This window comes from Candidatus Vondammii sp. HM_W22 (assembly GCF_022530855.2).
Taxonomy (GTDB): domain Bacteria; phylum Pseudomonadota; class Gammaproteobacteria; order Chromatiales; family Chromatiaceae; genus Vondammii.
Window position 1 is genome coordinate 2,662,312 of record NZ_CP099567.1, and the last position, 16,855, is coordinate 2,679,166.

General features: G+C 52.1%; 22 protein-coding genes and 2 pseudogenes. 16 read left to right on the forward strand and 8 right to left on the reverse strand.

The window, feature by feature from the left end:
- Positions 1-78: 78 nt before the first annotated feature.
- Positions 79-429 (forward strand): annotated as a pseudogene (locus MN084_RS14995) (IS30 family transposase); the annotation flags it as partial.
- Here MN084_RS14995 and MN084_RS15000 read toward each other — a convergent pair.
- The 6 genes and pseudogenes from MN084_RS15000 to radC all read right to left on the reverse strand — a co-directional run bounded on the left by MN084_RS15000 (position 383) and on the right by radC (position 2,903).
- Entirely contained in the window at positions 383-652 is a 270-nt protein-coding gene (locus MN084_RS15000) for a transposase (protein WP_241085927.1), read from the reverse strand. The pseudogene MN084_RS14995 and the gene MN084_RS15000 overlap by 47 nt on opposite strands.
- 146 nt (positions 653-798) lie before the next feature.
- Entirely contained in the window at positions 799-1,134 is a 336-nt protein-coding gene (locus tag MN084_RS15005; protein WP_241085926.1) for a hypothetical protein, read from the reverse strand.
- On the reverse strand, positions 1,095-1,364 hold the full coding sequence (locus MN084_RS15010; protein ID WP_241085925.1) for a hypothetical protein: 270 nt from the start codon (positions 1,362-1,364) through the stop codon (positions 1,095-1,097). The genes MN084_RS15005 and MN084_RS15010 overlap by 40 nt, the downstream gene beginning before the upstream one ends.
- Before the next feature lie 326 nt (positions 1,365-1,690).
- Positions 1,691-1,846 carry a 50S ribosomal protein L33 gene (gene rpmG, locus MN084_RS15015; RefSeq protein ID WP_241085924.1) on the reverse strand — a complete coding sequence of 52 codons (156 nt, stop codon included), beginning with the start codon at positions 1,844-1,846 and terminating at the stop codon, positions 1,691-1,693.
- A gap of 11 nt (positions 1,847-1,857) precedes the next feature.
- Entirely contained in the window at positions 1,858-2,094 is a 237-nt protein-coding gene (gene rpmB, locus MN084_RS15020) for a 50S ribosomal protein L28 (protein WP_241085923.1), read from the reverse strand.
- A 133-nt stretch (positions 2,095-2,227) separates the two neighbouring features.
- Positions 2,228-2,903 (reverse strand): annotated as a pseudogene (gene radC, locus MN084_RS15025) (RadC family protein).
- 259 nt (positions 2,904-3,162) lie between these two features.
- On the opposite strand from radC, the gene coaBC reads away from it, so the two are divergent.
- From coaBC to slmA, 7 genes are read left to right on the forward strand one after another with little or no spacing between them, the layout of a single operon-like run.
- Positions 3,163-4,380, forward strand: coding sequence for a bifunctional phosphopantothenoylcysteine decarboxylase/phosphopantothenate--cysteine ligase CoaBC (coaBC, locus tag MN084_RS15030; RefSeq protein WP_241085922.1), 1,218 nt, complete (start codon positions 3,163-3,165; stop codon positions 4,378-4,380).
- Positions 4,349-4,807, forward strand: a complete 459-nt coding sequence (gene dut, locus MN084_RS15035) for a dUTP diphosphatase (RefSeq protein ID WP_241085921.1) — start codon at positions 4,349-4,351, stop codon at positions 4,805-4,807. The genes coaBC and dut overlap by 32 nt, the downstream gene beginning before the upstream one ends.
- 33 nt (positions 4,808-4,840) lie before the next feature.
- Entirely contained in the window at positions 4,841-5,794 is a 954-nt protein-coding gene (locus tag MN084_RS15040; protein WP_241085920.1) for a hypothetical protein, read from the forward strand.
- Complete coding sequence (locus tag MN084_RS15045; protein ID WP_320416375.1) at positions 5,787-6,386, forward strand: hypothetical protein; 600 nt, start codon at positions 5,787-5,789, stop codon at positions 6,384-6,386. The genes MN084_RS15040 and MN084_RS15045 overlap by 8 nt, the downstream gene beginning before the upstream one ends.
- Positions 6,379-7,284, forward strand: coding sequence for a hypothetical protein (locus tag MN084_RS15050; protein ID WP_277400169.1), 906 nt, complete (start codon positions 6,379-6,381; stop codon positions 7,282-7,284). The genes MN084_RS15045 and MN084_RS15050 overlap by 8 nt, the downstream gene beginning before the upstream one ends.
- 54 nt (positions 7,285-7,338) lie before the next feature.
- Positions 7,339-8,235: an acetylglutamate kinase gene (gene argB, locus MN084_RS15055; protein ID WP_241085919.1), complete on the forward strand. Its 897-nt coding sequence runs from the start codon at positions 7,339-7,341 to the stop codon at positions 8,233-8,235.
- Between the two features lie 23 nt (positions 8,236-8,258).
- Positions 8,259-8,870, forward strand: coding sequence for a nucleoid occlusion factor SlmA (slmA, locus tag MN084_RS15060; protein WP_241085918.1), 612 nt, complete (start codon positions 8,259-8,261; stop codon positions 8,868-8,870).
- 73 nt (positions 8,871-8,943) lie between these two features.
- On the opposite strand, the gene MN084_RS15065 is transcribed toward slmA, so the two are convergent.
- Together MN084_RS15065 and pyrE are read right to left on the reverse strand one after the other, a co-directional pair.
- Positions 8,944-9,942 carry a DUF4124 domain-containing protein gene (locus MN084_RS15065; protein WP_241085917.1) on the reverse strand — a complete coding sequence of 333 codons (999 nt, stop codon included), beginning with the start codon at positions 9,940-9,942 and terminating at the stop codon, positions 8,944-8,946.
- Between the two features lie 198 nt (positions 9,943-10,140).
- Positions 10,141-10,794: an orotate phosphoribosyltransferase gene (pyrE, locus tag MN084_RS15070; RefSeq protein WP_241085916.1), complete on the reverse strand. Its 654-nt coding sequence runs from the start codon at positions 10,792-10,794 to the stop codon at positions 10,141-10,143.
- 173 nt (positions 10,795-10,967) lie between these two features.
- Here pyrE and MN084_RS15075 point away from each other — a divergent pair, with 173 nt between their 5' ends.
- The 8 genes from MN084_RS15075 to MN084_RS15110 all read left to right on the forward strand — a co-directional run bounded on the left by MN084_RS15075 (position 10,968) and on the right by MN084_RS15110 (position 16,742).
- Entirely contained in the window at positions 10,968-12,233 is a 1,266-nt protein-coding gene (locus MN084_RS15075; protein WP_241085915.1) for an AmpG family muropeptide MFS transporter, read from the forward strand.
- An 11-nt stretch (positions 12,234-12,244) separates the two neighbouring features.
- On the forward strand, positions 12,245-12,910 hold the full coding sequence (locus tag MN084_RS15080; protein WP_241085914.1) for a sulfite exporter TauE/SafE family protein: 666 nt from the start codon (positions 12,245-12,247) through the stop codon (positions 12,908-12,910).
- A gap of 262 nt (positions 12,911-13,172) precedes the next feature.
- A complete protein-coding gene (locus MN084_RS15085; RefSeq protein WP_241085913.1) occupies positions 13,173-13,448 on the forward strand; it encodes a hypothetical protein in 276 nt (91 codons plus the stop codon).
- A gap of 294 nt (positions 13,449-13,742) precedes the next feature.
- Entirely contained in the window at positions 13,743-14,585 is an 843-nt protein-coding gene (locus MN084_RS15090; protein ID WP_241085912.1) for an ABC transporter ATP-binding protein, read from the forward strand.
- Positions 14,579-15,358: a lipid asymmetry maintenance ABC transporter permease subunit MlaE gene (gene mlaE, locus MN084_RS15095; RefSeq protein ID WP_445083842.1), complete on the forward strand. Its 780-nt coding sequence runs from the start codon at positions 14,579-14,581 to the stop codon at positions 15,356-15,358. The genes MN084_RS15090 and mlaE overlap by 7 nt, the downstream gene beginning before the upstream one ends.
- A gap of 3 nt (positions 15,359-15,361) precedes the next feature.
- Positions 15,362-15,838 (forward strand): outer membrane lipid asymmetry maintenance protein MlaD, encoded by a 477-nt coding sequence (gene mlaD, locus MN084_RS15100; protein WP_241085911.1) that lies wholly within the window; start codon positions 15,362-15,364, stop codon positions 15,836-15,838.
- Positions 15,831-16,439, forward strand: a complete 609-nt coding sequence (locus MN084_RS15105; protein WP_241085910.1) for an MlaC/ttg2D family ABC transporter substrate-binding protein — start codon at positions 15,831-15,833, stop codon at positions 16,437-16,439. Before mlaD ends, MN084_RS15105 begins: the two co-directional genes overlap by 8 nt.
- Positions 16,440-16,742, forward strand: coding sequence for an STAS domain-containing protein (locus MN084_RS15110; RefSeq protein ID WP_330178144.1), 303 nt, complete (start codon positions 16,440-16,442; stop codon positions 16,740-16,742).
- The last annotated feature ends 113 nt before the right edge of the window (positions 16,743-16,855 follow it).

A 16,855-nucleotide genomic window follows, 5' to 3' on the forward strand; every position in this document is an offset into this window, starting at 1 on the left:
CCCTTTCCGGACGTTTATTTTATCAAATTTAGACGCTTATTTTATATAAATCATTGCGTTATGAATATTTCAGGGTCGACTAATTCGGTTGTTTCCGCACTCACGAAACAGGTTAAAAAACTTCCAGACAAGCTGGTACAGTCATTAACTTGGGATAGGGGGATGGAGCTTGCCGGCCACAAGAAATTTACTATGACGACAGATGCAAAAGTCTACTTTTATGACCCACAAAGTCCATGGCAAAGAGGGACCAATGAAAATACAAATCGGCTATTGAGGAAGTACTTTCCGAAGAAAACAGACTTGTCGATTTACTCTCAGGCACAATTAGATCGCGTGGCGAAAAAACTCAATCAACGACCGAGAAAAACATTGGACTTCGCTACTCCTGCAGATAGACTAAATGATGGTGTTGCATCGACCCCTTGAATCTACAATGGCGCGCTTTGCGCGGGGGCTCCCACTTTTTTGCTTGTATCTCCTTCATGATCTCTACTTCCAGGTTACGTTCTGCTAGCAGCTTTTTGAGCCGCATGTTCTCATCCTTGACTCGCTTTAGCTCCCGCACATCTGAAACTTCCATCTCGGCATACTTGTTGCGCCAACGGTAGATTGACTGCTCCGATACGCCGTGTTTGCGTGTTGCCGCCACGGCCGTTTTGCCTCTGCATCGCGCAGTACAGCCACGATCTGCTCATCCGAAAAATGTCCCTTCTTCATCCTGGTCCTCCTCAGGTAGAGGAAAACCTAACATACCAGCTGGTCTAGTGTTCGGGGGCAATCCAGTAGCGCAGTATTTTATAGCTGATTCCGGGGTCTTGAGAGATAAGCTCCTCCAGTTCTCCGGTTGTGGTCCATGGGTCGTTGATCCGTGCAAGCAGCTTCAGGATTACCCAGTGATTTCTCCTCCATTCGCTGACCTGAAATCACATTGGATCGGGAGAAAAAATAGTCCTGGAAGTAGTCGGATCCCAAATCATAGAGGTGGCTGTACTCCTCTTCGGTTTCCACTTTTTCTGCCAGTAGCCCGACGTTGTGACGTCGCAGGAGATCCAGGCGTTGTTCCAGCCCTTCCCTGTTTAGGTTGGAGATCTCTACCTTGATGGGGTCAATATGGGGATGAGTGCGTTCCATTTCTTTTCAAAGTCAAAGTCGTCCAGGGCAATTTTATAGCCTTGGCCAGCGAGTGCAGCGACACTTTTGATCAGGCGGTCATCCACCACTACATCTTCGAGTACCCCCAGCACCACTCTTTTTGGATCAAAGGGGATCTCCGGAAATTCCACAAAAAAGTTTCGTGTCAGATTGATGAAGGCCTTATGCGGTCCGATTGATGCGATCCAGGCCAATCTCTGTGAGGGCATTGAGAATGACCCAGGCAGACGCACCAGTTATCATCGAACTGAGGTGCGGAGGGGTATTGCCTTCTCTTTCCGGTAGAGGAGTTCATAGGCGTAGACGCCCATGCTCCTGTCATAATTTACCTGCCGACCGATGAATATATTCTGCATGCTTCCTCCGCAGGTAATTTTTCTACAACACAAGTCTGAATAATAATATGCAGATGTTTAACTCTTAAGTTATGGCTACACTACCCTATCGGCCCTGGATCATTTTACTTGAGAATAATTAAGTGGCGAAAAAAACCACTGGATGAGGTGGCTTTTTCGTGATTGAAAAGAGCTGAGTGTTATTTGATCTTGGCTTCCTTGTACATCACATGTTTGCGGATTTTGGGATCAAATTTGGTGATCTCTATTTTACCAGGCATGTTACGTTTATTCTTTGTCGTGGTGTAGAAGTGGCCGGTGCCGGCACTGGATACGAGTCTGATTTTGTCACGCATGATCTACTCCTTTATACCTTTTCACCACGGGCACGCATTTCGGTAAGAACCGTGTCTATACCCTTTTTGTCGATAATGCGCATACCGTTGGAAGAGACGCGTAGCCGCACCCAGCGGTTTTCACTCTCCACCCAGAAACGATGATGATGGAGGTTTGGCAGGAAGCGACGGCGGGTTTTGTTGTGGGCGTGGGAAACGTTGTTTCCTGTCACCGGGTGTTTGCCTGTCACTTGGCATACTCTGGACATTGTTAAATCCTCTAAAAAAGCCTGTTCAGGGCGGCGCACTTCAGCTCGCCGATAAAATCTGTCCACGGCCTATAGGGCAGATCCTAAAGAGGCGGATTTATATCAGATCGGCTTGCTCGCTACAAGTTTTTCTTTACAGAAACCCCCTCTCCGCCAAAGATACCGTCTCTCCAACACCTACAATGATGTGATCGAGTACACGAATGTCAATCAGTTCAAGAGCTTTTTTCAACCGCAGGGTGATCTGTTCATCTGCCCGGCTTGGTTCAGCCACTCCTGAAGGGTGATTGTGTGCCAGAATCAATGCGGCGGCGTTATGAGCCAGTGCACGGCGAACTATTTCCCGTGGATGGACGCTGGCTCCATCAATGGTGCCATGGAACAGCTCTTCGTATTCGATGACGCGGTGTTTGCTATCCAGAAACAGGCAGGCAAAAACCTCATTCTGATAGCTGGAGAGTCTTATTTGCAGGTATTCCCGGGTCTGTTTTGGGCTGGTCAGGGCATCGCTCCTTACCAGTAGCTCATGGAGGTGCCGGCGCCCCCATCTCCAGCACCGCCTGAAGAAGGACGTACTTAACCTTTCCCAGGCCGTGGCTGCTGCAAAAGCGGTGTTGGCTTGTAGCCAGTAGATTTCGCAAGCCCCCATATTCCTGCAGTAACTCACAGGCAAGATCCACGGCACTTTTCCCTTTGACGCCTGTGCGCAGAAATATCGCCAGTAATTCTGCATCCGAGAGTGATCCCGGTCCCTGTTTGAGTAGTTTTTCTCGCGGCCGCTGCTCTGCGGGCCAATCTGTAATCGCCATACTCACCTCCCTGTAAGCCCTGGCTATAGGATATAAAATACTATCAGTGTTGGTTGCCGGGTTCCAGTGTCCTCTTTATTCGGTTAGTCTTTAAACTTTAAATCTCTCTGGATGCAACCAATAACGTGCGCAGATAACAAAGAAGACGCAGAGGTTGTGAAGAGATTCTTTGGATTTTTAACTAAACTGTTCAGCAAATTTCTTTATGGTGCTGAAAAGCTACTCTTTGAATTTTACCTTATGGCTACGCGCAGAATTCATGCCTAAATTGACTGGAAAACGGATACTACTGGGTATTACGGGTGGAATTGCCGCCTACAAGGCCGCCGAATTGGTTCGGTTGCTGTGTAAGGCGGGTGCCGACGTTCAGGTGGTTATGACCGAGGCCGCCGGTAGATTCATAACGCCCATGACCCTGCAGGCGCTGTCGGGCAGACCTGTGAGGCAGGGGCTTTTTGATCCTGCATATGAGGCGGCCATGAGCCATATTGAGTTGGCTCGTTGGGCCGATCTGATCCTGATTGCCCCTGCCACGGCAGATTTCCTGGCGCATTTAGCCCATGGGTTGGCGAATGACCTGCTCTCCACCCTCTGTCTGGCGAGCGAGGCGCCCATTGCCCTCGCCCCTGCGATGAATCAGCGGATGTGGCTGAATCAGGCAACTGTCGACAATGCCGATGTTTTGGTTAAACGGGGTATTCTGCTGTGGGGGCCGGCAGCGGGTGAGCAGGCGTGTGGAGAGAGTGGGCCTGGACGGATGGTTGAGCCTGAGGGGCTGTTGGGATCAACGGTCGAGTTTTTGTCCGGGGGAGTATTGGCAGGGCTGCGTATGTTACTGACGGCGGGGCCTACCCGGGAGCCCATAGATCCCGTCAGATTTGTCGGCAACCGCAGCTCAGGCAAAATGGGCTTCGCTTTGGCCAAGGCGTTTGTCTTAGCGGGTGCACGGGTGGAGCTGGTGAGTGGTCCTGTTTCGCTGCCGACCCCATCCCGGGTGAATCGAATTGATGTGGAGACGGCACTGGATATGGAGCAGGCTGTCATGGAACGGGTTGCCGAGTGTGACATTTTCGTCGGCTGTGCAGCCGTGGCGGATTATCGTCCGGAAATCATGGTTGAGCAGAAAATCAAGAAGAGTGACGAGCGCTTGGCACTGCAGCTAATACGAAATCCAGATATCATTTCCCAAGTCGCTGCACTGCCTGAGGCGCCTTTTTCAGTGGGTTTTGCCGCTGAAACAGAAGAGCCGGAGACGTATGCAGAGCAAAAACGCCAGGCCAAGCGATTGGATATGATTGCCGCTAACCTGGTGGGCGCAGCCTCCGGTGGCTTTGAGCGGGATGAAAATGCCTTGACGGTATTGTGGGATGGTGGGCGTTGTGATCTGCCGATGGCGGAGAAAGAGGCGCTTGCAGAGAGATTGGTAGGACTAATTGCGGAACATTATGAAAAAAAATATTCAGCTGAAAATTCTTGATACGAGACTGGGAACGGAGTTCCCTTTGCCGGGCTATGCTACAGATGGTTCTGCGGGAATGGATTTGCGGGCACTGTTGGAGCAGCCCTTGGAGATAACGTCTGGTGAGACTCACTTGATACCTACCGGGATGGCGATTCATATCGAAGACCCTCATTTGACGGCGGTGATACTGCCCCGTTCCGGATTGGGGCATAAGCACGGTATTGTGCTCGGTAACCTGGTGGGGCTGATCGATTCGGACTACCAGGGGCAGTTGTTCGTCTCCTGCTGGAATCGGGGAGATAAAACGTTTCGGATAGAAGTGGGCGAACGGATAGCCCAGTTAGTGATCATTCCTGTGGTGCATGCGACGTTTGATATTGTCGGGGAGTTTACAGAGTCTGACCGGGGTGAGGGCGGGTTCGGCCACTCCGGTCGGCATTAAGCCCCAGGATTTCGGGGGAGGGATACGGCCTGTATGTTCAAAAGAAAAAATAATACGCCTGACACTGGCAGTAACAGGCCTGCGACAGGCCCTGGCAGACAGCACAAGGGAAAAGGTGTAGGGGCCTATTTTCAAACGGCACTGCTGTCGGCGGTGCTGATTATATTGCTCTGCGCCGGCGGAATTTTCTTTGTCCAGGGGAATTACCACGGTTCGACCGGAGGATCGCAATTGTCGGACAGTGCCAAAATCATCGCCGGCAGATTGGCTGATACGGTCCGCTTCCATTATCAGGTGATGGAGGGTTTTGCTGAAAATCCCCGTATTGGCACACTGTTTCTCCGCGAAGACATTTCAGGGCTCCGACAGCAGGAGGCAAAGCTGTCGAAGCTATTGCCGTCGGCACTAAAAGTGCGTTTGCTACCCAAAGAGTGGAATGAGGCGGATAATAGCAGCATCCCTCCGCTCAGTTTTGCTTCACTTGATCTGCTGCGAATCGTTGAGAAAAGCGGGGTGCCTGCACCAGCGGAAATTCATCAGTTTGGCAGTGAGCACCAGCACATCGTCTTGGCAGTGCCGGTTAAATCCAGCGCTAACGGAGCCGTAGTTGGCGTGCTGCATTTGGCCTTGCCGTTCAAACTGATTACCGGCGTGCTGAAAAATATAGCGGACCCGGGAGGCCGGGTCGAGATCCAACAACTGGCTGGGGGCAAGTCTGTAACTCTGGCGGCGGTAGGTAAAATTGATCTGCCGGAAGCCGGTATGGATGGCAGTGCCGCAGTGGAAGGTGCTATCTGGCAGGTTGGCTACAGGTTCTCCAGGGATACGGGTGATATGGAAGAGCAGATGATATCGCTGGCCATTCTTGCCGTGGGGACGGTTTTGGTGATTTTGTTGTTGCTGTTCCAGTCAGGAAGGGCTGCTCGAATTGCTGCGGCGAACCGGTCTGGGCGGGGGGCGGAAACGGCAGCAGAGTGTAGTGGCTGACGGGAAGAGTGCCGGTCCGGGAGGCACGCCATCCAAAATATCAGTGCTGGAAGATGTGGAGGCCACGGATGCATACGCCTCCAGCACAATGGCGTCAGGTACTGGAGGGGATATACTGGAGACAATTTTTCGTGCCAATGATATCAGAGGCGTTGTCGGCGAGACGCTGACAGACGAGATCATGTTTGACCTGGGTCGTGCCATCGGCAGTCAGGCCTATGAGCAGGGTCAGCAGACGATTATCGTTGCACGTGATGGTCGGGATTCAGGTAAGAGTCTGGGACAGGCTCTCTGTAAGGGGATGACGGCCAGTGGCAGGGATGTGGTCAATATCGGCATGGTGCCGACACCTCTACTCTACTTTGCGACGCATTTTCTTGGCAGTAACACCGGTGTGATGGTGACGGGCGGCCACAATCCCCCGGAGTACAATGGATTGAAGATTGTCATTGCCGGTAAGACCCTTGCGGGTGAGGCGTTTCATGGGTTGCGGGGGCGTATCGGACGTGGTGATCTGTTGCAGGGCAATGGGACCCAGCAGGAGCAGGATCTGTTACCGGATTACATCAACAGGGTGATGGGTGATGGGTGATGTCCAGTTGGCCCGGCCTCTGAAGCTGGTCATAGATTGCCGTCATGGTGTCGCCGGCCTAGTTGCCCCGGCACTGTTCCAGGCGTTAGGTTGCAATGTGATCAATCTTCATACACAAGTGGATGGCAGCTTGTCCAATCGGTACGAAGATCTGGAGAAAACCGAATATCTTGCTGTACTGATTAAATCCGTCAAAGAGAACCATGCTGATCTGGGTGTTGTTTTTGATGGAGATGGTGCCCGATTGCTGGTGGTTGACCCCAATGGGGAGGTCATCTGGTCAGACCGTCTGCTGATGCTGTTGGCCAAGGATGTATTGATGCGTCAGCCGGGGGCAGACGTTATCTATGACGTGGATTCCAGTCGGCATTTGGCCCCTGAGATACTGGCTGCAGGCGGTCGCCCGATCATGTGGAAATCTGGGCATGCACAGATCAGGGCGAAAATGAAACAGACAGACGCCTTACTGACAGGTGGAATGAGTGGCCATATCTTCTTCAAGGAGCGCTGGTACGGTTTCGATGATGGGTTATACTGCTGCGCCCGGCTGCTGGAGATATTGTCAGCAGAGGTTCTTGATGCGGCTGATTTGTTTGCCGGATTACCGGAGAGTGCTTCAACGTCACTGCTCACCATGGCGTGCGGTGAAGAGGGTGCCAGTGCGGCCCTGATGGAGCGTCTGATCGCCCAGGGCGGGTTCGGTGACGCCAAGGTGATAGAGCTGGATGGCCTGCGGGCAGAGTTTGAAGATGGCTGGGGGATCGTAAGAGCATCCAGTGCAACCCCGTCACTGATGTTCCGCTTTGAAGCCGATACGCCCGATGCGGTTGAACGGATAAAGGGAATTTTCCATCAGCAAATGATGTCGATCGATCCAGGCTTGAAGCTGCCATTTTAATACTGATGAGTGATGTGGACTGGATGCCACTTTTAATAGAATTGTGAGTAAATCATGAGTTTGACCCCTGATGCGGCCCATAACGTCGCCCATGTACTGACGGAAGCCTTACCCTATATAAAACGCTTTCGCGGTAAGACCATTGTCATCAAGTATGGCGGCAATGCGATGACAGAAGAGGCACTTAAGGAGAGCTTCGCCAGAGACGTGGTATTGATGAGGCTGGTTGGCATCAATCCCGTCATTGTCCATGGCGGTGGCCCCCAGATTGGAAGTTTGCTTGATCGGCTAGGGATTGAGAGCAAGTTTGTTCAGGGGATGCGAGTCACCGATAAAGACACCATGGATGTGGTTGAGATGGTGCTTGGGGGGCTGGTAAATAAAGATATTGTCACTTTGCTCAATCATCATGGAGCCTCTGCAGTAGGGTTGACCGGTAAGGATGGCGATCTGATTCATGCCACCAAGATGGTTGTTAAGCGTAACTCGCCAGAACTGGATGTGCCTGAGATCATTGATATCGGCCATGTCGGTGAGGTGAAAAGCATCGATATATCCGTGGTTAATATGTTGGTCAATGGCAACTTTATTCCGGTGATTGCCCCGATAGGTGTCGGCGAAGATGGGCGCTCTTACAATATTAACGCAGACCTTGTGGCCGGTAAGCTGGCCGAGGTGTTGCAGGCAGAGAAATTGATTCTGCTTACCAACACTAAGGGGTTGCTCGATAAAGATGGTGAGTTGTTGACGGGTCTAACGACTGAGCGAGTGGATGAATTGGTGGCAGATGGCACCATTCACGGTGGCATGTTGCCGAAGATCGCCTGTGCGCTGGACGCAGTGAAAGCAGGTGTAGGTTCAGCTCAGATTATCGATGGCAGAGTGAAACATGCCGTGTTGCTGGAGCTGTTCACCGATGAAGGTGTTGGCACCCTGATTTGTCGTCGTTGAAGCGGTTGTTGGAAAAATAATTGATGAATCAGAAAGTGTCCCGCAAGCAGTCTATTCTTGAAGCCCTTGCCGCTGAGCTTGAACGAAGTCCCGGAGCCCGTATCACCACGGCTGCCCTGGCAAAGGCCGTTGGTGTCTCAGAGGCGGCGTTGTATCGGCATTTTGCCAGCAAAGCGAAGATGTTCGAGGGATTGATCGGGTTTGCTGAAGAGACGGTATTTGCCCGCGTTAACCAAATTCTTGAGAGTGAGAAGGAGACTCGGGTGCGCTGTGCCAAAGTGATCTACCTGCTGCTGGGCTTTTCCGACCGGAATCCCGGCATTACGCGGGTGCTGCTGGGTGATGCCCTGGTTGGGGAAAATGAGCGCCTGCTGAGCCGTGTAGAGCAGTTTTTTGCTCGGCTTGAAACCCAGTTTCGGCAGATTCTGCGAGAGGCCAGGATGCGTGAGGGCGTTGCAGACAGTGACGCTGAAACGGGGGCTGCTCTGATGCTTGCCCTGGTCGAAGGCCGCATGCATCAGTTTCTGCGTACCCGTTTCAGGGTGTCGCCGCTGGATGGCTGGGATTCCCAGTGGGCACTACTTGAAAGGAGCCTCTTCCCAAAAAAGGAGAGGGACGCAGAGACCTCAGTGTAGGCGCTGAGATCGCAATGTATTGCACTGTTTCAGGTTAATCTTTGCCGCCACTTGATGCCATTATCAAAGCATTCTAATCGGCATTAGTTGGGGTTTTTCTGGTCAGAAACTTCCGGAATCCGGCCTGGATATCCTTTATTTCCTTCGTCAGGCAGGAGTCCTTGCCGCGCGGCGAGTTTTTACACTGTAGGTCCATGAATAGTTCAGCGCCAGATTGCTCTTTAACCGGAATCCTGGAAGCGGTAATACTGATATCAGTATCCTGAACAGGGGCCGCTGTCATGATGATGCTGTCACTCAACATTTGTAGCCGGGTTGTGGCATTTTCTCTGACGTAAGTCTCGACTTTTTGCCAGGCAAGGTCGCAAGCTGTTTTGTCACTGCAGGTGACAACAGTGTCCAGTAGTGATGCTTTTTTCGGGCCTGTGAGTAAATTATCGTCTAATGTATGGAGGTTTTTCAGGCTGCGGAAACGCTTTAGATCGCTGGTGAACTTCTGGCGTATCTGCTCTTTCCCCTGCTCTTTACGGATGATGGAGGCATAATTCTCTTTGAGTTGCTGACGAGTGTTCCTGATATCCTTCAGCAGGTTTTTCGATAGAGGGTATCCCTGTCTTTCGAGTCCGGCAGCCGTTTTCTGTATGTCCGCCAGCTTATCCTTCATCCGGCGAATATTGCTGCGTATTTCCAGGATGTTCCCCTCTATGGCGGTCAGCTTGCCGTTACGGGCCATCAACATGTCATCTTCAGAGCGGAAGGTGCGTAGCAGCACCCGGTCACTGGCTTGCTGTATCTCGATCAGGCGCTGTTGTTCTGCGCGCAGTCGCTTCAGTTCCTTTTCCCGGGCGATCTCCCGTTCTGTTTTAGCTGCCTCAGTTCGATTGATCTCCAGGCCTTGGTCGTTCAGTTCACTGCGGGCGCTGCGGGAGTGCTCAATCGGGACATGGTCCGAGTAGTGTACTTTGCCCTGGTCATCGACCCAGCGAAACAGCTTTCTGGCCTCAGATGCCGAGGTGAAAGCGAGCAGGGTTATTGCCAGTGGTGCCCAGACGAATTTTGTTGTTATATTCATATGTACACTGAAGTTGATGGTTAGCCCCTTGTAACTCGGTTATTCTTAAAGGAGCCTCTGATCAATTCGTGAATCGGTGTTTGATGGCTGAAATCTCCCGGATCAAGGCGGAAAATCTTGGCAATAGTCGGCTATTACCGGGAATTTCCGCCTTGATCCGGAAGATTCTAACTCGTCATCCATCCGATCCAGAATTAATCAGAGGTTCTCTAAGACACCATACTCTTTGCGATAAGACCTGATTCTTTCCAGCGCCTCTCCTGAATCCTCTTTTTCCTCCAGGTAGCTGACAAGGTGCTCAAGGCGCACGATGGCTGCTACAGGCATGGCATAATCGGCCTCCACTTCCTGAATGGCTGAGCGTTCGCCGGTGCCGCACTCCTGGCGGTCCAGGGCGATGACCACACTTGCCGGTGTTGCTCCCTGGGCAGAAATAATATCCATGGACTCTCTGATGGCCGTTCCTGCCGTGATGACATCGTCGATTATCATAATGCGCCCTTCCAGTGGGTATCCTACAATGCTGCCGTATTCGCCATGGGTTTTGGCCTCTTTTCGATTGAAGGCATAAGGGATATCTATTCCATGGTGGTTGAAGAGTGCTGCTGCGGTGACTGCGGCCAGTGGAATGCCCTTGTATGCAGGGCCGTAGAGTACATCGAACTCCACTCCCGTGTTGACGATGGCCTGTGCATAAAAATATCCGAGGCGTGCTAGGCTTGAGCCTCTGTTGAATAACCCGGCGTTAAAAAAATAGGGGCTGATGCGGTCCGATTTCAGAGTGAATTCGCCAAAGCGGAGGACGCCTGTATAAAGGGAAAATTCGAGAAATTCACGTTGATAATCTTGCATGGCTGACTCCAGAATTCTAATATGGGAATTGTCTTCTGGCCTGAGGCATGATGCAAGGAGTTATCTCAAGTGGTGAGAATTTCTTCAGTGATTGTCACAATTGAGCGCTGAATCGTTATAATCTGGGACCCTATTTAGTGCTTCAGCTGCTTTGGTAGGAATGATTGGACGTTATGCCGACAAAAATTGAACAACGCAGTCTCAGTGATATTCTGAGTGCCATCTTCAGCCATCGCATGTTGATTGCCGGGTTGATGGGATTCGCTTGCGGCCTGCCGCTATTGCTGACAGGTTCCCTGCTTCAGGCCTGGATGGCAAAAGAGGGTGTGGATCTCGCGACTATCGGTCTTTTTGCCCTGGTGGGCTTGCCCTATACGGTGAAGTTTGTCTGGGCGCCATTGATGGATCGCTACACCCCCCCCTTACTAGGCCGGCGTCGTGGCTGGTTGATACTGGTCCAGCTGGCTCTGGTTGTGGCACTGGTCGGGCTGGCCTCATCCCGACCGGGAGATGCACCTCTGAGCATGGCGTTAGCTGCGTTGCTGGTTGCTTTTTTTTCTGCTAGCCAGGATATTGTGGTGGATGCCTATCGCCGGGAAGCGCTGGCGGATGATGAGCAGGGGCTCGGGGCATCCCTGTATGTAAACGGTTATCGGGTAGGCATGTTGTTGGCCTCTGGGGGCGGTCTGATTATGGCTGACCTCATCAGTTTTTCACAAGTCTATCTGGTGATGTCCGGCATCATGCTGGCCGCCATAGCGACGACCTTGCTGGCGCCGGAGCCGAATGCCCCTGAAGGTAAACCGAAGACGCTGCGCGAAGCGGTAATTGAACCGTTTGTAGAGTATTTCAGCCGTCGTAATGCACTATTGATCCTATTGTTTGTGCTGCTCTATAAAATTGGCGATACCATGGCTTCTCACATGACGATCCCTTTTTATCTCGATCTGGGTTTTACCAATACAGAGATCGGTGCTGTGGTGAAGCTGTTCGGTTTCTGGGCAACGATTGCAGGGGGGTTGCTCGGCGGAGTGCTTATCCTGCGTCTCGGCATCTACCGTGCTCTCTGGGGGTTTGGCATTCTGCAGGGAGTCTCCACGGCAGGGTTCGCTGTTTTGGCGCTGATGGGTGCCAGCCTGCCTGGATTGGCTGCGGTGGTTGCCTTTGAAAATCTGAGCGGCGGCTTGGGTACGGCGGCATTTATTGCGTTTATGGCCAGCTTGACCAATAAGAAATTCACTGCCACCCAGTATGCATTGCTGACCAGTTTAATGGGTGTGCCACGAGTGATTGCGGCAACGCCCACGGGGTATATGGCTGAGTGGATGGGCTGGGCCGGGTTTTTTATCTTTTGCGCTTTGATCGCCGTTCCGGGGTTGCTGCTGTTGTCGAGGCTCCATCAGAATGAGTTGGCTGAGATCAGGGGAGGGGAGAGTTGATGGAGTTATGGATGCCCTATTTAAGTGCCTTCGTCGTCGGTCTGCTCGGTGGTGTGCATTGCATCGGGATGTGTGGCGGTATCGTTGGAGCGCTTACATTCGGTTTGCCTGAGAAGCAGCAGGGACGACTAGCCAGTATGCCCTATCAACTGGCTTACAATGTTGGGCGTATATCCAGTTACGTGATTGCTGGCGCAATTATGGGCGGGTTGGGACTGCTGCTGACCCGGTTGATGCCGATCTATTACGCCCAGCGGATACTGTTGCTGTTTGCCGGTTTATTTATGATCCTGCTGGGTCTCTACCTAGCGGGATGGTGGATGTTGTTGAACCGTGTAGAGCATGTCGGCGGTGCTTTATGGCGGCGCATCGAACCGCTGGGGCGCAAGCTGCTACCGGTGACTACAACCCTGCAGGCCCTTGGCGTGGGCTTGGTTTGGGGCTGGCTTCCTTGCGGACTGGTTTACAGCATGCTGATCAATGCAGTTGCCTCCGGCGGTGCTCTCGAAGGAGCCGGGCTGATGCTGGCCTTTGCCATAGGTACATTCCCCAATCTGCTGATAATGGGCGCGTTGGCTGGTGCCGCAGCCAGGCTGGCTCACTCTGCCGCGCTGCGTAAAGTAGCGGGTGTTACGGTGATGCTGTTTGGTCTCTACACTATCTGGCAGGCGTTGTAGTCGATGTATCCAGCATCTATTTTTTGGTACCGGATAAAAGCGGATGTTTGGTTATTACTTGATGTCTGAAGTGACAGGTGACCAACGGGTAAGTTTCGTTGTCGGTGCGAGAGGCTGAGATCATCAAGCCTGGACCGGTCCATACTATCCTGATGGCTTGTCAGAATCCTGGTGGCTCAGCTACTATTCAAACGAGTTTTATGGGGTTTTGGTTCCGGTACCCGAATGGCTGAATTGCTCGTCTGATGCCTAGCCTGAGTGAATGGATGATGTCTCAGATAGCTTCTGGTTTTTCCTGGGGTTGGAGACGGTAGCATCGGGAGAGCTTCAGAGGCTGAAGCAGTTTGCTGGCCTGCTGGGTGATGCACTGGGTGGCGTGGTCGTTACAAAGGGCGTGTTGTCGCAGGTGCTTGAAATTGCCGGTGAGCTTTCCGGGAGATATTTTTATCCCGTGGCAACCGCCGGTTTGCCGGTCGCATTGGACGCTGTGGCGAGTGGTTGCCTAGTCCGGTTTTACAGTGCCGGGGCTGCGGGTTAATTAGGCGGTCCCTTTATCCGGCTTGCTTGACTCGATGGGGGGGCTGATCTTCGGCACGTTGCGCCACCTCATATAGAGTCGTTGGGGGGGTGATAGCCGTATTGAAAGCTCCTTCGCACTGTTTTTTTGTGGTGATCAGGTTGGTGTTTCATCGATGCAGGATCCGAAAATTGTGGCTGAGCTTCTTGGTTGCACCTGACAAAGGCTATTCTGCTTGACGCTGTAGTTTACCAGAGGTAAAAAGGGGAACTTTTTGTATCGAAGATTTCCAGAACAGGAGCGCTTGCCCGGCTGATGGAGAACAACACTAAAATCATAATGGATTCGAGCAGTAGCCAGGAGCCATTAGTGAAGATTCGCGGCCTGCGTTTCCTCCGTGGTGAACGTGCCATATTCGACGGTGTCGATATTGATATTCCCCGGGGCAAGATTACCGCCATCATGGGTCCGAGTGGCACCGGTAAAACCACCCTGCTGAAGCTGATCGGTGGACAGTTGCACCCCCATGCGGGGACTATTCATGTCGATGGCGAGCTTATTCATAAGCTGAATACCCGCGATCTTTATCGTCTCCGGATGCGCATGGGTATGCTGTTTCAGAGCGGAGCGCTGTTGACCGATATCAGCGTTTTCGACAATGTTGCATATCCCTTGCGGGAGCATACCGATCTGCCGGATGCGATGCTTCGAAAGCTGGTTCTTCTCAAGCTTGAAGCAGTGGGTTTGCGGGGCGCCCGCGATTTGATGCCCAGCGAGCTCTCAGGAGGCATGGCACGCAGAGTGGCCCTGGCCCGAGCCATGGTGCTGGATCCGATGATGATTATGTACGATGAGCCCTTTACCGGGCAGGATCCAATCTCCATGGGCGTGCTGGTGCAGCTGATCCGTTCACTGAACGATGCCAGCAAGCTCTCCAGCATCATCGTATCTCATGATGTCGAGGAGACTGCAGCCATTGCAGATCTGATCTATGTGATATCGGAAGGGAAAGTCATTGAGCGAGGTACACCTGATGCCATGATCAACTCTGATGTGGCCTGGACCCGGCAGTTTATGCAAGGTCTTGCTGATGGCCCTGTGCCTTTTCACTTTCCAGCGGAAGATCTTGAACAGGATCTGCTGGAGGCATCGTGTTAGCGCGTATTGCCCAATTGGGAAGAGTGGGTATCAGCGCTCTTGAGCGGTTTGGTCTCGGCCATTTGCTCCTGTTCAATATGCTCCGGGGAGTACCTGCGCTGGTTCGAAGGCCGCGCCTTCTGATCCAGCAGATCCACTCCGTTGGCGTTTTGTCGGTGTTGATTATCAGTGTCTCCGGCCTGTTTGTCGGCATGGTATTGGGGCTTCAGGGTTACTATATTCTGTCACAGTTTGGCGCAGAGCAGACACTGGGTGTTATGGTTGCAGCCTCTCTGGTCAGGGAGTTGGGACCGGTGGTCGCTGCACTACTCTTTGCTGGACGTGCGGGGTCTGCGCTGACGGCCGAAATTGGCCTGATGAAAGCGACAGAACAGCTTTCCGGTTTAGAGATGATGGCAGTAGATCCGATTAAACGGGTGTTGACGCCGCGTTTTCTGGCAGGATTTATCTCATTGCCGTTATTGACGGCACTGTTCAGTGCATTGGGCGTGATGGGCGGCTATTTTGTTGGTGTGGGTCTGCTTGGGGTGGACGATGGTGCGTTCTGGTCCCAGATGCAGGCTAAAATAGATCTGGATGAAGATGTTTATAATGGTGTGATCAAAAGTCTGGTTTTTGGTACGGTTTGTGCCTGGATCGCGCTGTTCCAGGGTTATGATGCGGTGCCGACCTCGGAAGGGGTGAGCCGTGCCACTACCCGTACCGTGGTGCATTCGTCTCTGGCGGTGCTGGGGCTTGACTTTATTCTGACGGCACTGATGTTCGGGGGTTGATCTATGATACAGAGCAGAACAACGGAAATACTTGTGGGTGCCTTCATGGTGGCTGGATTGGTGGCGTTCTTTTTCCTCGCCATGCAGGTCAGTAACCTGAGTACCAGCGCGAGTGGCGATGGTTATTTGGTCGCTGCACGATTTGATAATATCGGCAGCCTCAAAGTACGTTCGCCGGTGACCATGGCTGGTGTAAGAATTGGCCGTGTCAGCAACATCAGCTTCGACCAGAATACTTATGAAGCGGTAGTGACATTGAAAATCGAGTCACAGTATAACGCCGTCCCTGATGATACATTTGCAAAAATTTTTACCGCCGGTCTATTGGGTGAGCAATATATAGGGCTTGATCCGGGGGGCAGTGAAAAATATCTGGCGGATGGCGGCGAAATATCCCTGACTCAGTCAGCGCTGGTGTTGGAAGAGATTATCGGACAGTTTCTGTTCAGCAAGGCAGAAGAGGGACGCGAAAGTGAATAAATGGGCACCCTATTTCGGGCTACTGTTGTTGCCCCTGTTTTTAGTTCGACCGGTGATGGCCGATAATGCCCCAGATGCCGTCGTGAAGGAGACGGCTGATCTGGTGCTGGCTGAGGTAGTACTCTTGAAAAAAGAGCTGAACCAATCGCCAGAGAAAATCTACCAGCTGGTAGAGCATATCGTTCTGCCGAGGTTTGATTTCCTCCGCATGTCTCGGTTGGTGCTTGGAAAATACTGGAAACGTGCAAAAGAGAGCGAAAAAGAGGCTTTTATTGGTGCGTTTCGTGAACTGCTGATTCGTACCTATACTATGGCACTACTCAACTATTCCGGGCAGAAGATTGAATATCTACCATTCCGGCACATCGGGAATGCCACTAATGTTACGGTGAGCACCAGGGTCAGCGAATCTGGCGCGATTCCGGTACCGATCAACTACAAACTTTATCTGGACGAAGATGGCTGGAAAGTGTACGACGTAGTGATCGATGGCGTCAGCCTAGTGTCAAATTACCGCACCAGTTTCTCTTCTCGGATCCGGCGCTACAAATTGTCCGGCTTGATCCGCAAGCTAGAGTTGCGTAATAAGCAGGGCAAGTAAGTGACAACCGCTGACCTGAGCTCAACTGAGGAGGGTTGTGTGCTGGTGACGGGCCCTCTGGTTTTTGCCAGTGTGGTTGAGCTGTTGGCTAAGTGTGAGCCGTTTTTTGCCGATCGTGAAGAGCTGGTTTTTGATTTTTATGAAGTGAATCATACCGATAGCTCTGGTCTTGCACTTCTACTTGAGTTGTTGGATCGTGGCAGTGCGCAGGGTGTCAGTATCCGGTTCAGGAATATGCCATCATCCCTGTTGGGTATTGCACGTCTTAGTAATGCAGAGCAACTGTTGCCTGTGACCGGCTAGTTTGTTTCAAGGTAGTAGTCAGGTGGTGATGGGTTCAGCGGCCCGGGAAAGCTAGTCCTTTCTGTTTTCCTCGGTTTTCCCTAGAATAGGCCGTTACCTCGAACCTTACATCT

Excerpts from the sequence above, each read along its gene's own strand:
- pyrE (WP_241085916.1), bottom strand. The coding sequence starts at position 10,794 with ATGCAAGATTATCAACGTGAATTTCTCGAATTTTCCCTTTATACAGGC.
- MN084_RS15065 (WP_241085917.1), bottom strand. The coding sequence starts at position 9,942 with ATGAATATAACAACAAAATTCGTCTGGGCACCACTGGCAATAACCCTG.
- MN084_RS15005 (WP_241085926.1), bottom strand. The coding sequence starts at position 1,134 with ATGGAACGCACTCATCCCCATATTGACCCCATCAAGGTAGAGATCTCC.
- mlaD (WP_241085911.1), top strand. The coding sequence starts at position 15,362 with ATGATACAGAGCAGAACAACGGAAATACTTGTGGGTGCCTTCATGGTG.
- rpmB (WP_241085923.1), bottom strand. The coding sequence starts at position 2,094 with ATGTCCAGAGTATGCCAAGTGACAGGCAAACACCCGGTGACAGGAAAC.
- MN084_RS15080 (WP_241085914.1), top strand. The coding sequence starts at position 12,245 with ATGCCCTATTTAAGTGCCTTCGTCGTCGGTCTGCTCGGTGGTGTGCAT.
- MN084_RS15085 (WP_241085913.1), top strand. The coding sequence starts at position 13,173 with ATGGATGATGTCTCAGATAGCTTCTGGTTTTTCCTGGGGTTGGAGACG.
- MN084_RS15050 (WP_277400169.1), top strand. The coding sequence starts at position 6,379 with ATGGGTGATGTCCAGTTGGCCCGGCCTCTGAAGCTGGTCATAGATTGC.
- MN084_RS15075 (WP_241085915.1), top strand. The coding sequence starts at position 10,968 with ATGCCGACAAAAATTGAACAACGCAGTCTCAGTGATATTCTGAGTGCC.
- slmA (WP_241085918.1), top strand. The coding sequence starts at position 8,259 with ATGAATCAGAAAGTGTCCCGCAAGCAGTCTATTCTTGAAGCCCTTGCC.
- argB (WP_241085919.1), top strand. The coding sequence starts at position 7,339 with ATGAGTTTGACCCCTGATGCGGCCCATAACGTCGCCCATGTACTGACG.
- MN084_RS15040 (WP_241085920.1), top strand. The coding sequence starts at position 4,841 with ATGTTCAAAAGAAAAAATAATACGCCTGACACTGGCAGTAACAGGCCT.
- MN084_RS15090 (WP_241085912.1), top strand. The coding sequence starts at position 13,743 with ATGGAGAACAACACTAAAATCATAATGGATTCGAGCAGTAGCCAGGAG.
- dut (WP_241085921.1), top strand. The coding sequence starts at position 4,349 with ATGAAAAAAAATATTCAGCTGAAAATTCTTGATACGAGACTGGGAACG.
- MN084_RS15010 (WP_241085925.1), bottom strand. The coding sequence starts at position 1,364 with ATGCCCTCACAGAGATTGGCCTGGATCGCATCAATCGGACCGCATAAG.
- rpmG (WP_241085924.1), bottom strand. The coding sequence starts at position 1,846 with ATGCGTGACAAAATCAGACTCGTATCCAGTGCCGGCACCGGCCACTTC.
- coaBC (WP_241085922.1), top strand. The coding sequence starts at position 3,163 with ATGCCTAAATTGACTGGAAAACGGATACTACTGGGTATTACGGGTGGA.